Below are 16,172 nucleotides of genomic sequence, written 5' to 3'. Positions count from 1 at the left end.
TTTTGTTGTAATTTCTAGTTCTAACGTTTTATTATTATGAATTTCCAAAGTGGATTCCTTACCAGTTGTCCCAATTACTTTGATTTCTTGTTGTCCCGTTTGTTGCGCTGGTTGTTCTTCTTTCTTTGGCTCTTCTTTTTTCGGTTCTTCTTTTTTCGGCTCTTCTTTTTTCGGCTCTTCCGCTTTCACTTCATCTTTCTTCGTATCTAACGGCGAGTTTTCCGCTTTTTTAACTTCAATTTTCTCACTTTGAGCATTCGGAACTTTCTCATCACTTTTTCCAGTTAACGCTTGGAAAACAAACCAAATTACCACTCCAACTGCGATTACTAAAAGCGCAACTAAGATTTTTGGCATGTGATCTGCAATTGGCCATGATGATGATTTTTGCATTGTTTCTTGTGTTTTTTGTCCAGTTGAAACTTGCGGAACGTCGCGTTTTTCAGATTGTGGTATCGTACTCTGATATTCTACAAGCAGTTCTTCTCCATTTAATCCAACCGCATCTGCGTATTGTTTAATGAATGCACGCGCATAAAAAGTCCCTGGCAATACATCATAATTGCCTTCCTCAATCGCTACTAAATGACGTTTTTGAATTTTTGTAATCTCATGCAGCTGATCAATAGACAAGCCTTTCGTTCCTCTTGCTTCTTTCAGCTTTTGTCCTAATTCTGTCACTACTAACACCTCAATATTTCTTTAAAAGTCAAACATAGAGAAATTATTTTGCGTACCTTGCTCAATTTCATCTACTAAATTATATTGAATTTCTTCATCATAATCGTTACGCAACTCAATAATATAATCAAAATCATCCAACGTGTATTCTGACTGACTCACAAATACGTCAGGATGTTCCACAACTTTTGTTGCAGGCAATCTCATAATTTCACGAACAAGCTGCCAATGCCTTTCGTTAGCACGCTTTGTTGACACGATTCCATCTAAGATGAAAATATTGTCGTCGCTATACTCATCTTCAATCAATTGACTACGAACAGTTTGCTTAATAAGAGTAGATGATACAAATAACCATCTTTTATTTGCACAAACACTTGCGGCAACAATGGATTCTGTTTTTCCGACACGAGGCATTCCTCGTATCCCGATTAGTTTATGACCTTCTTTTTTCATTATTTCAGCCATAAAGTCTACAAGTAATCCTAATTCATCACGCACAAAACGAAATGTTTTCTTATCATCTGCATCTCGTTGTATGTACCTACCATGTCTAACCGCTAGCTTATCTCTTAGCTTTGGCGGACGATATTTCGTTACCGTTATATTATCCATCGTATTTAAAATTGATTCAAGTCTAGAGATTTGCTCTTGATTATCACACATAAGGAGTAATCCACGCCTTGCGTTATCTACACCATTAATTGTGACAATATTAATGCCGAGCATACCGATTAACGAAGAAACGTCACCAAGCAAGCCAGGTCGGTTTTTATGTATTTCATATTCAAAATACCATTCAATCATCCAAGATCACTCCCCTTGCTTACTTTACACCTACGTACTATATTATATGATTTCACCTTAATAGGGAAGCTAAATGTATAATCTATCCTGCGTTATTATTATACAAAAAAAATAGAGAGGAGATTCTCCTCTCTATTTTTTACTTATGCTGTACAAACTTTACCATTAAGTTTGCGATTGTATGTTGCTCTTGTTCGTCAGCAACTTTCCAAAGCTCAGCTAATAGTTTCTCTTGATCGTTGCGTGCTTCTACTTCATTTGCTAAATAGTCACCAACACGAAATGCCATATCTGATACAGCACCACCATCAAGACCTTTCCCTTGCGCCTGTTCTAAACGTTCTCCTAAAAAGCTCTTCCATTGATCAAAATTATCTAAAACTGACATGTGTAAGCACCTCACTACTTAGTATTAGAATCATGCTTAATTTGTACAGTTTTTCATTTTTTATGTAAGAAATTTTTAGCAATGCCAACCGCCGTTCACTCCGATAATTTGTCCCGTTATATAAGATGCACCTGAAGAGACAAGAAATGACACTGTTTTTGCTACTTCTTCTGGCAATCCCAGCCTACCTAACGGAATCTCTTCTGCAATTTCATTCTTATCCTCTTCTGAAAATACGTTTAACATTTCCGTTTCAATTGCTCCTGGCGCCACCGCGTTCACTCTTATTCCACTTAATGAAACTTCTTTTGCTAAAGCTTTCACATATGAATTTTGCGCACCTTTTACCATCGAGTAAAGCACTTCACATGATGCGCCAATTTGTCCCCATATAGACGATACAAGTACAATATTACCGCTTCTCCGCTGAATCATTGAAGGCAGTGCCATTGATAATAATTTATAGATACTCTTCACTTGAAGTTCTACCATATCATTCAATTCATCGTTCGTTACATCTGTTACGAGTCCAAATATACTCTTCCCAGCTGCATATACGATAACATCAAGAGGATGTTCAATTTGTTTCCACAATTGCTCTGCCCCATCAGTAGAAGCTAAATTCGCTTGAACAGGAATTACTTCACCCCATTCTTTCTGTAACTCATTCACTTTCTCTTCACTGTTATTATAATGAACATATACTGTATATCCATCTTGAATTAATTGTTTCGAAATAGCAGAGCCAATCCCTCCGCTTCCTCCAGTTACTAATGCATACTTTTTCATACAATTCCTCTCTTATCTCAAAAAATCTTTTCCCCACAAATAAATAATACCCTCATCTTACAATTTATCAATGATAAGATGAGGGTATTATTGTGAAACCTTTTATTTTTTCGGTAAAACTTGACAAACGCTCATTTTTTCTTCTGATAGTAATAATTTTGCTACTTCTTGTAAATCTTGAACCGTTAAACTTTCTAATACAGTCAATGCATCAAACAGACTCGATTCATTAAACGCATATCGTGTAAATTGATTTGCAATATATTCTGGTGAATTCAAGGAGCGTAAAAAGCCACCTATTTTCTTTTTCTTTACTCGTTCTAATGCCGCCTCATCTAATTGATCATAATTTGTGTTTAATAAAATACCTTTCAAACGCTCTTCCAGTTCATCAGGTTGCTTCGTATCGCCACCAACCATTGCAAAACCGAAGTTATTCTCTTCCGTATAATCATACGAGAACGAATCATCAATGAGTCCTTCATTATATAAAGATTCGTAATGAACAGAACTTTTCCCAAATAAATAATCTAAAAGTAACGTAAGCGCAATTTCTTGTTTTAAAAGGGCTTCTCCTTTTTCTTTTAAGTTTGTCGCTTTAATACCAACTAAACATTTCGGTGTTTGTACAGGCATTGAAATAATTTTCTTCTTTTCATTTACCTCATCTGGTTCTTCTTCGAATGAACGTACTATTTCCGGTTGATTTTTATAATCTTTTTTCGCTTGATTTTCACGTATCAAATCCATCGTTTTCTCTGGATCGATTGCACCTACAACAAACATTAACATATTACTTGGATGATAAAACGTTTCATAACATTCATATAGTAGGTCTTTCGTAATTTTACTAATAGACTCAATTGTACCTGCAATATCAATTTTAATCGGGTGCTTTACAAACAAACTATCAATTAACCCAAAATATAAGCGCCAATCTGGATTATCTTGATACATTTGAATTTCTTGCCCAATAATACCCTTCTCTTTTTCAACTGTTTTTTCAGAGAAGTAAGGCTCTTGTACGAAATTTAACAATGTATTTAAATTTTGTTCTACATTTGATGTACATGAAAAAAGGTAAGCTGTTCTTGTGAATGATGTGAAAGCATTTGCTGATGCCCCTTGTTTACTAAACAATTGGAACGCATCGTGATCTTCTTTTTCAAATAATTTATGCTCAAGAAAATGAGCAATCCCATCCGGCACACGAATCATTTCTTCTTTACCTAGTGGTACGAATGTATTATCCACAGAACCATATTTTGTCGTAAACGTTGCAAATGTTTTATTAAATCCTTGCTTCGGTAAAATATATACATCTAATCCATTAGGAAGTTTTTCATAATAGAGTGTCTCTTTTAATTGCTCATAAACAATTTTCTCCATTTATTCTCCCTCCGTTCCTTGTAAAAAGTAAATTGTATCTAGTTCAATATTTTTAGCAACTTTCACAATCTCTTCTTTCGTCACCCTTTCAATACCTGTAAGCCATTCTTCAACCGGACGCGTACGATCTGAAATAATACCATGATACAGCATTTCCACAAATCCGCGCGGTGTATCAATCGCTTCTAATATTTGATTTTGAATGACACTTTTCGTTTGATGCATCTCCTCTTCAGAAAAATCACCATTTTGCATTGCAAGCATTTGCTCTTTAATAATCTCAACCGCTTTTTCATAATTTTTTGCTTCGATTCCTGACATGACAAATAATAAACCTTTATGACTTTCAAAGCGAGATGCTGCATAGTACGCTAAACTATTTTTTTCACGAACGTTAACGAATAACTTCGAATGAGAAAATCCTCCAAACAATCCATTGAACAATTGCAGTGCAAAATAATCTTCATCTTTATACGTAATAAACGTACGATAACCGATGTGTAATTTACTTTGTTTTAATTCTTGTTTTTCCACAACTTCTTTTTCTTCATTATTTCTCTTATGAAGAAGTACATTTCTTTCTCTCGCAGGACGCGCTGAAATAGAAAAATACTTACTTACAAGATCAACTGCGTTTTCTGAAATATCACCAATAATGTATAGATCCATTTCATCCTCTGCTAACACTTTTTGATAATATTGATACAAACTTTCATTTGTAATGGAAGAAACACTCTCTTTTTTCCCATTTGCGCTTAAACGATACGGTTCTACTTTACACATTTCTTCAATTAAACGCTCGTTTGCATAACGCATTTTATCATCATACGTCGCTTCAATTCGTTGCAATAGCGCTCTCTTTTCACTTTCTACGATAGAAGGTAGAAAACCATTCCCCTCTGTCGCTGGATGCAAAACGATATCCGATAACATAGAAAGCGCTTTTTCAAATAACGGTGGTGCATCATGTAAATAAACTTCATTTGCAATGTCTACATAAATAGAGATAATATGGTCTTCTCCTTTTTTACTTACATCTACTGCTAAAGAAGATCCATATAATTCTTCTAAATATTGACGAAGACGAATTACAGAAGGAAGCTTTTCTGTCGCACTTTGCAATACGTATGGCAATAGGGCACGCTCTGTCACCGTCTCCTCATTTAAAGGTGCCTTAAAACGAAATACAAAAGTATTTGTTTTATATTTATCAGTTGGAATAATATGTACTCGCAAACCACCTAACTCATGTAACTGTTGTTCCATTAGTTTCATTTATAGCCCTCCTTTACGTATATAGGAATATTCCTCTTCAATATACAGTTTTTAGAAATAAAAAATCAACTTTTCTTCCTCACTATACTTACATTAAGTTCTTTCTAAAAACTTGAATATGTAAGGAACATAGTAAAATTCCGTATTAAATATAGTCTATGTAAAAAAGCCCGCACTAATGTGCGAGCTTTTTTATACTTATCGTTTTCCTTTTTCATAAGGAGTTCCTAATGCTTTCGGAGCTTCAGAACGACCTACAAAACCAACAAGCGCTAATATTGTGAATACATACGGTAATATCGTTAAGAATACACTTGGAATTTCTTTTAGTACTGGAATTGTACCACCTGTTATTCCTAATGATTGAGCAAATCCGAAGAACAGAGCCGCTCCAAGAGCACCGAGTGGATTCCATTTACCAAAAATCATTGCTGCTAACGCTAAGAAACCTTGTCCAGTAATTGTAGCACCTGAGAAGTTACCAGAAATCGACATAGCGAAGACCGCTCCACCAACTCCTGCAAACATTCCAGATATAGCAACTGCAATATAACGCATTTTATATACGTTAATCCCCATCGTATCCGCTGCCATTGGATGTTCACCAACCGCACGAAGACGAAGACCGAACGGCGTTTTATAAATGATATACCAAACGACAAACGCTAAAATAATAGCAATATATGATGTTAACGGTACATTTGAGAAAAAGATTTTTCCGATTACCGGAATATCTGAAAGACCCGGAACATCGATTTTTTCAATACGGTATTGAATGAAATCAGTTTGTCCTTTGCCAAAGATTTTCTTAATCGCAAATACTGTTAAACCAAGAGCTAAGAAGTTAATCGCTACCCCACTCACTACTTGATCTGCACGGAATGTAATAGATGCTACTGCGTGAAGAAGTGCAAACAATCCACTACCAATTGCTGCAAATAATAATGCAATCCAAGGAGTCATCGATCCCCACGTATCACCCATTAATAACGTTGTAACAATACCAATAAATGCACCAAATAACATTAAACCTTCTAACGCTATATTTACAACTCCAGAACGTTCACTGAACACTCCACCTAACGCCGTAAAAATAAGTGGTGCTGCCGTATATAACGTACCCGTCACAAGAATGGCTAAAATATCTAAAAAGCTCATTTATTTTCCCTCCTTGCTCATGCGTGTAAGTGCCCAGCGTAAAACATAACTGCACGCTACAAAGAAAATAATACATGCAATAATAACGTTAATTAACTCCGAAGGTACATCTGCTTCGAAATTCATTTGTGGTGCTGCACTTTTCAAACCACCAAACAGTAAAGCTGCTAATAATATACCAAATGGATTATTTCCGCCTAAAAGTGCTACCGCAATCCCATCAAATCCAATACCAGTAAAAGAAGACATTGCTGTCATACTTTGGAATGTCCCTAATCCTTCCATAGCTCCACCAATTCCTGCAAAAGCACCAGCAATTGTCATTGATAATACAACATTACGCGATACTTTCATTCCTGCGTATTGAGAGGCATTTTGGTTAAAACCAACCGATTTTAATTCATACCCTAACGTTGTTCTATCTAATAAGAACCACATTACAATTGCAATGATAATAGCTACAACAATTCCCCAGTGTAAACGAGATCCATCTGTCAATGAAGATAACCAATCAGAAGCTAACGAAGCACTTGCTTGTACATCATAAGATTTCTCATTACCTTCATGAATAAAGCGTTTAATAAGGTCATACGTAACATAAAGTGCAATGTAGTTCATCATAATTGTCACAATTACTTCATTTACTTTAAGCTTTCCTTTTAAATATCCAGGTATAAAACCCCACAAACCGCCGACGATTGCTGCCACTAATATAGATAACGGAATATGCAAAATTGCTGGTAACGACACTGCATATCCAAACCAAACAGCAGCAAGCCACCCAACTAATAACTGTCCTTCCACTCCAATATTGAAAAGACCTGTACGAAATGCAAATGCTACTGAAAGACCAGCTAATACAAGCGGAATCATTGTACGCAACGTCTCACCGATAGCTTGTGGATTGCCAACCATCCCTTCCCAAAGCGCGGCATATCCAACAATTGGATCATATCCACTAACTAACATTACAATGGCACCAACAAGTAAACCGAAAACTACGGATAACACAGGTACTAAAATATTAATTGTTCGTTCTGTTAAAAATTTTTTAGCCATTTGTGTTCACCTTCTCTTTCCCTGTCCCGCCGGCCATTAATAATCCAAGCTGTTGTTCATTTGTTTCTTTCGCATCGACAATCGCTACAATTTTCCCTTCATATATAACAGCCACTCGATCGCTTACATTTAAAATTTCATCCAGTTCTAAAGATAAAAGCAATACTGCCTTACCATTATCTCTCTGCTCAATTAATTTTTTATGAATAAATTCAATCGCACCTACATCTAAACCACGTGTCGGCTGTGCTGCAATTAATAAATCTGGATTACGATCTACCTCACGTGCAATAATTGCCTTTTGTTGGTTTCCACCAGATAGAGCGCGAGCTAACGTTTGTTCACTAGGTGTACGTACATCAAACTGTTCAATAAGTGCTTTTGCTTTTTCTGTAATTTTACTAAAATTCAAAATCCCTTTCTTTGAAAATGGATTTTTATAGTATGTTTGTAAAACAATATTGTCCCGAACAGAAAAATCGAGAACAAGTCCGTGTTTATGACGGTCTTCAGGAATATGACCAATCCCCTCTTCTGTTATTCTTCGAACAGGCCAATTCGTTATTTCTTTTCCTTTAATTGCAATAGAACCTGACTCAACTTTTCGTAAACCAGTAATCGCCTCTATTAATTCACTTTGACCATTTCCATCAATCCCTGCAATCCCAACGATTTCTCCTGCACGAACAGTTAAGTCAAGGCCTTTTACAGCAGGTAACTTGCGCGTATCATGAACAATTAGGTTTGCAATAGATAGTACTTCTTCCATTGGTTTAGCTTCTATTTTTTCTGTTTTAAAATTCACTTGACGTCCGACCATTAACTCTGCAAGTTTATGCTCATCCGTTTCCGCTACATCAACAGTACCAATCCCCTTACCTTTACGAATAATTGTACAACGATCGCAAACTTCCATAATTTCTTTTAACTTATGTGTAATAAGGATGATAGATTTCCCCTCTTGCACAAGCTTTTTCATAATTTGAATCAACTCATGAATTTCTTGAGGAGTTAACACCGCGGTTGGCTCATCAAATATTAAAATCTCAGCACCACGATAAAGAGTCTTTAATATTTCAACCCTTTGCTGCATCCCAACAGAAATATCTTCAATTTTCGCATGTGGATCAACAGCCAAACCATACTGTTCAGATAATTGCTTAATTTCTTTTGCCGCCTCTTCAACAGCAATTTTCCCGTTTTTCTTCGGCTCATTTCCAAGAATAATATTCTCTGTAACTGTAAAATTATGAACAAGCATAAAATGCTGATGGACCATCCCAATACCAAGGTCATTTGCTATATTCGGATTTGTAATTTTTACAGGTGTTCCTTTAATTTTAATTTCACCTTGTTCTGGTTGATACAAACCAAATAGTACATTCATCAATGTGGATTTCCCTGCACCATTTTCTCCAAGTAAAGCATGTATTTCTCCCTGTTTTACTTGCAGCGTAATATCATCATTCGCTACAATGCCTGGGAATACTTTTGTAATATTGTTCATCTCAATTACGTATTCCATTTTGTTCCTCCTTTTAGCAGGGAACACTCCCTAATTACACTCTATTAAAAGTATTTTTATATATGCAAAGGTTAGTTCTACGAACTAACCTTTGCTATTTCTCTATTATTATTTCTTTAGAGAAGCTTCATATGTTTTATATTCTTCGTCAGTTGCAGGGACTTTAATTTCACCGTCAGTGATTTTCTTCTCAAACTCTTCTATTTTTGTTAAGATTTCTGGATTTACTTTTTTCACATTGTCAGTAGTTTTCGCAATACCAACACCGTCATCTTTTAATCCGAATTCTTCTACTTTACCGCCTTTTAATTTACCATCTTTCGCTTCTTGTGCTACTTTTGCTACTGCAATATCAACACGTTTTACCATTGATGTTAAAGTTACGTTTTCAGGCATACCTTCTTGATTTTGGTCACGGTCAACACCGATTACCCAAACGTTTTCACCTTTTTTCTTACGGTTTTTCGCTTCTGTGAATACACCGTTACCAGTTGCACCTGAAGCATGATAAATTACGTCAACTCCACCACCGTACATTGCTGAAGCTAATACAGAGCCTTTTTCTGGTTTATCAAATGCATCAGCATATTGTGATACGATTTCGATATTTGGATTTACTGCTTTTGCACCAGCTTTAAAACCTGATTCAAATTTTGTAATTAATGGGCTTTTTACACCACCAACAAACCCAACTTTATTTGATTTTGTCGTCATCGCTGCTACAGCACCAACTAGGAATGAACCTTCATGGTCTTTAAATGTAATACTTGTTACGTTTGGCTTCTCTACAACTGTATCTACAATCGCAAATTGCTCTTTTGGATATTGTTCAGCTACCTTTGTAATTGATTTTTCCATTAAGTAACCAATACCAAATGTTGTGTTATAATGATCTTTCGCAAATTTCGTTAAATTCGGGATGTAATCCGCATCTTTACTAGATTGAAGATAACGATATCCTTCATTTTTCTTTAAGTCATTGTCTTTACCGAACTTCGTTAAACCTTCCCAAGCTGATTGGTTAAATGATTTGTCATCAACGCCCCCAACATCTGTAACCATACCAACTTTAAACTCTTTTTTGTCGCTACTCGCTTTATCTGAGTTACCACATGCACCTAAAACCGCACTTGCTGCTAATGTTAATGATAATAAAAGACCTGTTTTTTTCTTCATACTAGAAACCCCTCCTGAAATGATTTGTCTATTTTTTTATACGCTGCTGTCCCTAACTTCTTGCTGTCACCTCCCTAAAAAGGAACTCACCTACATACGTTTTCTTAATACGTGGAAGCTAAACTTATCAGCTCTAAAATAATTGATAGAATATAAGATTGGCTCATCATTTTGATCATAGTGCATTTGTTTTAACACTAGCAGTGCCGTTTCCGGTTCACATTCCAAAATCGGTGAGATTTTCGGATGATAGCCAATCGGCTCAATGTGAGCAACTGCGTATGTGATACGTTTGTGCGTATTGTTATGTATCACTGTAAGCAATGATTCTTCGTTGTATCCCGATAAATCTGGCAATATTTCTTTTGCAAGTTTATCGATACAATATACAACAGGTTCCCCATCTGCTGTACGCACACGCTCAATCATCACTGCATTAAAACCATCTTCACTATTAAACTTCTCTTTTTCTTCTTCTGTTAAACTTGTTGTAGATGATGATAAAAAGATAGTTCCTGGTGTTTTCCCCACACTAGAAATCATATCTGTAATACTAGAAAGTTGTTCAATCCCAGAAGAAAATAACGGCTTTGCATTTACAAATGTTCCTACACCATGTCTGCGAATGACAACATTTTCTTCTTCTAAAATACGCAGCGCTTCCCTTAAAGTCGCTCTACTTACGCCAAGTTCTTTCGCTAAATCAAACTCTGATGGTAACTTTTGTCTTTCTTTGTAAGCCCCATCTTTAATTTTTTCTTTGATGTGATCAATCACCCGTAAATATAGGTGACGGCTATCGGATTTTACTGACATAAGACTCCCCCGCATTTCAATTATTCGACCTCTGATGTAAGACTTCTTTTCTCTTTTTTCAACTTACAACATAATAAACATTGCTAAACACTAAAAATAGGCATAATTGTCGAATAAATATTAATAATTTTTTAAGATGAAATTTTCACTCTTTACTGCATAAAAAAAACTTTGCACCATAAACATTCCTCATAGCGAGAAAAAGTTCGGCACAAAGATCTCTTACATCCTTTGTTACACACTTTTCCCCTCATAGTCTAGCAATTCATGGTTGCCAGGTAGAAACTTATGGACCTTATCTCCAAGATTATATGAGGCAGTGATTCTTTTCGAAGTAATCTTACCACTTGCTCCCATACGTGTCAACAAGATTTAACATTTTTCTACATTAAATATCGAACGTTCACAAAAAACCACACCAAAGTATTCGTATTCTAAAGAACCACCTTAAATGTAAGCCCTTTCTTTATCACTGGATATAGTATATAACAAAACCAGCATATAAAAAAGCCTAATTGTAAAAACAATTAGGCTTTTTTTATGAACTTTTTTCTTGTACATCATTAATGAGCACTTCACGTGGTTTACTACCTTCATACGGACCTACTACACCATTCATTTCCATTGCATCAATTAAGCGTGCAGCACGCGTATAACCAACTCTAAACCTACGTTGCAACATAGAAACCGATGCTGTTTGCATTTCCACTACGAGCTGAACTGCTTCATCATATAATTCATCTTCTACTTCCTGCTTCGTATCAGGAACATCTTGCGGGATCATATCTTCTTGATATTGCGCTTTTTGCTGACCAATCACATATTCTACAACTCTCTCAACTTCATCATCTGATAAAAACGCACCTTGTACACGTACAGGCTTCGATGCACCAATTGGTATAAATAGCATATCTCCACGACCTAGCAATTTCTCCGCACCACCGCCGTCAAGAATTGTACGAGAATCTGTTTGAGAAGAGACAGCGAATGCAATACGTGATGGAATATTCGCTTTAATAACTCCCGTAATTACATCAACTGACGGACGCTGCGTTGCAATAATTAAATGAATACCAGCAGCACGAGCCATTTGCGCTAGACGCATAATCGCATCCTCTACATCTGACGAAGCAACCATCATTAAATCTGCTAACTCGTCCACAATTACTACAATATACGGTAATTCCGGTTGTTTCGCTTCTGATTGACTATTATGTTCTTTTATATAGTCATTATATCCTTCAATATTACGCGTGCCACTATGAGCAAATAACTCATAACGGCGCTCCATTTCACTCACAACTTTTTTCAATGCTTGCGATGCCTTTTTCGGATCCGTTACAACTGGTGTTAACAAATGAGGCACACCGTTATATACATTTAACTCTACCATTTTCGGATCAATCATCATTAATTTTACTTCATGTGGTTTTGCACGCATTAAAATACTAACAATAATACCGTTAATACATACACTTTTCCCACTACCTGTCGCACCTGCCACTAGTAAATGGGGCATTTTATTTAAACGAGCCAATACAGCTTCACCTGTAATATCTCGTCCAAGACCTATTAACAACTTCTCTTCCGGATGATTGTTAGCTTTAGAATCAAGAACTTCTCTAAGCGTTACCATAGAAACTTCTGAGTTCGGAACTTCAATCCCTACAGCTGATTTCCCGGGAATTGGTGCTTCAATACGAATGTCTTTCGCAGCTAACGCAAGTGCTAAATCATCACTTAAACCGACGATTTTGCTTACCTTTACTCCCATATCAGGATACACTTCATATTTTGTGACTGCAGGACCTCTATGTACTTTTGTTACTTTCGCTTTCACTCCAAAGCTTTGGAAAGTACGTTCTAATTTACGAGCATTCTCATAAATTTCCGCATTTTCATTTGTAACTTGCTTATTCTTTGGAAATTTCAATATATCAAGAGCAGGAAGCTTATAATCTTTATTTTCTACATTTGAAAATTGCATAGGAGGTGCTTGTGTTTCACCCTCTAGCGATTCAACGATTTTTTCTCCACGCTTTTTCTTCGGCTCTTCAACTGGTGGAGTCTCTTCAATAAACGGTGAAGTGATTAACTCTTCTTGCTCTACTTCAATTCGTTTATCCTCTTCTTCATTTACAGGATAATTCTCAGTGAAATTCGAAATAATCGGAGGATCAATTGAGATTTCTTCCATCGGCTCAATAATTTCTTCTTGTTCTGTAGCACGTTTGCTTCTTGTGCTTCTTGTTGTTTTTTTCTTTTCTGTTTGTTCAGCCGTTCTTTTAGCTCTCCAATCTTTATAGTCCCCTTGCATCACTTGAAATTGACTTCTAAGAATTCTACCAACTGGAGCTAACACTTCTCCAATATGCTTATTTGTTATACAAAGTATACCGAGAATAACTAAAATAATACCTATAATATAAGCTCCTACTTCATCAAATAAGAAATAACAAGTCGCGAACATAAGTGCACCAAACATGCCACCACCTAAATGAACGCTATCTGGCCCTTTTTTCATTTCAAGAAAGAAATTATCTTTCGTACTTACAATAACAGAAGTATTTTGCACTGCTCCATCTTTCGTAAGAAGGTTAAATAATGTAATATGACTAAACATTAATATCGCCAATACTATTAAATAAAAACCGATTAACCGTTTATTTAAAAGGTTCGGCCATCCACGTTTTATAACGAATGAAACTGATAAAGCTATTACACCTAACACACCAATTATGTACCACTCACCAAAGAAGAAGCGAAAAAATAACACAAACGATTTCCCTACAACGCCTAGCTGTAAAATCGTAATGATTGAAAGTGCAAAAAGAGTTAAACCGACGATTTCATAATACAAAGTTGGCTTTATCGTACGTCTTGCCTTTGCCTTCGTCCCTCTTTGCTTTTGTTTTGCCATTTCTTCACCTCGTGTTCTACATATAAGTAAAACTCCCTAAAAACTCTGCTTATATGTTTGTTTTCTCTATTTTTTCAGGTCTTTATATCTTCTATTTTTACACTTCTTGTAAAATGTTAAATAAACAGAAGAAAGCAGCCCTCTCATGGCTGCTCAACCGTCTTGTTTTTTATATTATACCATAGCTTCTAAACAAAATCCTTCTTTTTGCTAAAAGGTTATTTTCTGTCCCGGCTCAAACTCTAAGTAATGAAACGGATCCGTACTTAACACGCGTACAATAGAATAACACCCATGTTCTTCTTCTGAAACCATTAATTCAACACCATTTATGTTTACGACTTTTTGACTTTCACATTGCGAATAATCGGCTGGATACACGAGTTGCTCTGGCATAATTGTATATAAAATCATTGTAACATTGTCCCTTCTGCATGATCATCCGCGCGACCATCTATCAATTCGTTTAATTTTCGAATCGCATTTCCGATACCACCGACATCATCTATAAGACCATACTTCACTGCATCTCCACCAATTACATTCGTACCAATATCTCGCGTTAAATTTCCTTTCGCAAACATAAGCTCTTTAAAACGATCTTCCGTTACTTTCGAATGCTTCGTCACAAAGCGAATGACTCTTTCTTGCATTTTATCTAAATACTCAAATGTTTGCGGCACACCTATAACAAGACCTGTTAGACGAATCGGATGAATTGTCATCGTCGCAGTTTCTGCAATAAATGAATAATCCGTAGAGACAGCAATTGGTACACCGATAGAATGCCCTCCGCCCAGAACAAGTGATACCGTTGGTTTTGAAAGCGAAGCTACCATCTCAGAAATTGCTAGTCCAGCTTCAACGTCACCTCCGACCGTGTTTAATATTAAAAGTAAACCTTCAATTTTCGGATTTTGTTCTATCGCAACAATTTGCGGAATAATATGCTCATATTTTGTTGTTTTATTTTGCGGTGGCAACTGAACATGACCTTCCACCTGTCCAATGATTGTTAAACAATGAATACGTGATTCATTCATTTGTGGTACATTCGTTTGTCCAAGCTGTTGAATTTTTTCCACTATTGAAGCTTCTTTTCCGGTTTCTTTCGGTTCAGCCTCTTTCTCTTCATTTGTATAACGATCACGTTCTGTCATATCGCATCCCCTTTCACTCGTATATAACTAGTATTTCTTAAGTTATAAATTTCATTCGATAGAGTTAAAAAAGAAAAAAGATCACCCGTAAAGGTGATCTTTTTTATACTTCCATAATAATCGGTAAAATCATAGGTTTTCTCTTCGTCTCTTCGTACAAGAACTGCCCTAATAATTCACGAATATTTTGTTTTAACATAGACCATTCAATTGAATATTCTTTAATTGATTGCTCAACAATCATACGTACAATCTCTGTAGAGCGGTCAATTAACGCTTCTGATTCACGTACATACACAAAACCACGTGAAATGATTTCTGGACCAGATATAATTTTCTTTTCATCTTTACCCAGTGTTACAACAACTACTAATATTCCATCTTGAGATAACATTTTTCTATCTCGAAGAACGATATTACCAACGTCACCTACACCTAATCCGTCAATTAACACATTGCCAGCTTGCACTTTGCCAACTAAGTTCGCTTCATCATCACCAAAAGCAATTACATCGCCTTTTTCTACGATAAAGATATTTTCTCTTGCAATACCTACATCTTCAGCTAAGTATGCATGTGCTTTTTGCATACGGAACTCACCATGTACGGGTACAAAATATTTCGGTTTCATTAAATTTAACATTAATTTTAATTCTTCTTGACTACCGTGACCTGAAACGTGAACTTTTCTTTCACCGTAATAAACAACTTCAGCTCCCGCTCTAAATAACAAGTCAATAATTTTTGATACAGATATTTCATTACCCGGAATTGGAGAAGCCGCAATAATAACCGTATCACCTTTACGAATTGAAATTTGTTTATGAGCTTGCTTCGCCATTCTAGAAAGGGCTGCCATCGGTTCACCTTGGCTACCTGTCGTTAAAATAGCTACCTTTTTCTCTGGGAAATTGTCTACTTCTTGTAGTGAAATAACCATACCTTCTGGAACATCTAAATAACCAAGACGTCTTGCGATATCTACCACTTTCACCATACTACGTCCTACAACCGCTACTTTTCGTCCTG

Annotated in this window: 15 protein-coding genes and 1 riboswitch; all 15 genes read right to left on the bottom strand. The window is 36.1% G+C overall.

Translation table 11 applies throughout. From position 1 onward, the window contains the following. Positions 1 to 681, bottom strand: a 681-nt coding sequence (locus tag MR079_RS24140; RefSeq protein ID WP_242294792.1) for a helix-turn-helix domain-containing protein, incomplete at its 3' end; no start/stop codon positions are given. 21 nt (positions 682 to 702) lie between these two features. Then, positions 703 to 1,488, bottom strand: coding sequence for a DUF3388 domain-containing protein (locus MR079_RS24135; protein ID WP_000574107.1), 786 nt, complete (start codon positions 1,486 to 1,488; stop codon positions 703 to 705). A gap of 139 nt (positions 1,489 to 1,627) precedes the next feature. Next, a complete protein-coding gene (locus MR079_RS24130) occupies positions 1,628 to 1,876 on the bottom strand; it encodes a DUF3243 domain-containing protein (RefSeq protein ID WP_000114454.1) in 249 nt (82 codons plus the stop codon). Between the two features lie 75 nt (positions 1,877 to 1,951). Beyond that, the gene (gene ymfI, locus MR079_RS24125) at positions 1,952 to 2,665 is read right to left on the bottom strand and encodes an elongation factor P 5-aminopentanone reductase (RefSeq protein WP_139867003.1); all 714 of its coding nucleotides are present in this window, start codon (positions 2,663 to 2,665) and stop codon (positions 1,952 to 1,954) included. A gap of 102 nt (positions 2,666 to 2,767) precedes the next feature. Beyond that, complete coding sequence (gene yfmH / locus MR079_RS24120) at positions 2,768 to 4,054, bottom strand: EF-P 5-aminopentanol modification-associated protein YfmH (RefSeq protein ID WP_000411947.1); 1,287 nt, start codon at positions 4,052 to 4,054, stop codon at positions 2,768 to 2,770. Further along, complete coding sequence (gene yfmF / locus MR079_RS24115; RefSeq protein WP_242294791.1) at positions 4,055 to 5,329, bottom strand: EF-P 5-aminopentanol modification-associated protein YfmF; 1,275 nt, start codon at positions 5,327 to 5,329, stop codon at positions 4,055 to 4,057. Between the two features lie 198 nt (positions 5,330 to 5,527). Next, positions 5,528 to 6,487 (bottom strand): ABC transporter permease, encoded by a 960-nt coding sequence (locus MR079_RS24110; RefSeq protein WP_000008842.1) that lies wholly within the window; start codon positions 6,485 to 6,487, stop codon positions 5,528 to 5,530. Next, positions 6,488 to 7,546, bottom strand: coding sequence for an ABC transporter permease (locus MR079_RS24105; protein WP_001074499.1), 1,059 nt, complete (start codon positions 7,544 to 7,546; stop codon positions 6,488 to 6,490). After that, positions 7,539 to 9,071, bottom strand: coding sequence for an ABC transporter ATP-binding protein (locus MR079_RS24100; RefSeq protein WP_139866999.1), 1,533 nt, complete (start codon positions 9,069 to 9,071; stop codon positions 7,539 to 7,541). Before MR079_RS24100 ends, MR079_RS24105 begins: the two co-directional genes overlap by 8 nt. Before the next feature lie 108 nt (positions 9,072 to 9,179). After that, positions 9,180 to 10,247: a BMP family lipoprotein gene (locus MR079_RS24095; protein WP_139866997.1), complete on the bottom strand. Its 1,068-nt coding sequence runs from the start codon at positions 10,245 to 10,247 to the stop codon at positions 9,180 to 9,182. 90 nt (positions 10,248 to 10,337) lie between these two features. Then, positions 10,338 to 11,063, bottom strand: coding sequence for a GntR family transcriptional regulator (locus tag MR079_RS24090; RefSeq protein WP_000114176.1), 726 nt, complete (start codon positions 11,061 to 11,063; stop codon positions 10,338 to 10,340). A gap of 233 nt (positions 11,064 to 11,296) precedes the next feature. After that, positions 11,297 to 11,398: riboswitch (purine riboswitch) on the bottom strand. Positions 11,399 to 11,601: 203 nt separating this feature from the next. Continuing rightward, entirely contained in the window at positions 11,602 to 13,983 is a 2,382-nt protein-coding gene (locus tag MR079_RS24085) for a DNA translocase FtsK (RefSeq protein ID WP_242294790.1), read from the bottom strand. Positions 13,984 to 14,193: 210 nt separating this feature from the next. Continuing rightward, on the bottom strand, positions 14,194 to 14,397 hold the full coding sequence (locus MR079_RS24080) for a YlzJ-like family protein (RefSeq protein ID WP_242294789.1): 204 nt from the start codon (positions 14,395 to 14,397) through the stop codon (positions 14,194 to 14,196). After that, complete coding sequence (tepA, locus tag MR079_RS24075) at positions 14,394 to 15,143, bottom strand: translocation-enhancing protein TepA (protein WP_103625729.1); 750 nt, start codon at positions 15,141 to 15,143, stop codon at positions 14,394 to 14,396. The genes MR079_RS24080 and tepA overlap by 4 nt, the downstream gene beginning before the upstream one ends. Before the next feature lie 103 nt (positions 15,144 to 15,246). Then, the coding region (locus tag MR079_RS24070; protein WP_242294788.1) for a ribonuclease J at positions 15,247 to 16,172 on the bottom strand (926 nt) is incomplete at its 5' end.

The sequence above is a fragment of the Bacillus cereus group sp. BfR-BA-01381 genome (assembly GCF_022663555.1).
In the GTDB taxonomy this organism is placed as follows: Bacteria; Bacillota; Bacilli; order Bacillales; family Bacillaceae_G; genus Bacillus_A; species Bacillus_A pacificus.
The sequence above is the reverse complement of the archived record's forward strand: the minus strand, read 5'-3'. Positions and strand labels throughout refer to the sequence as shown.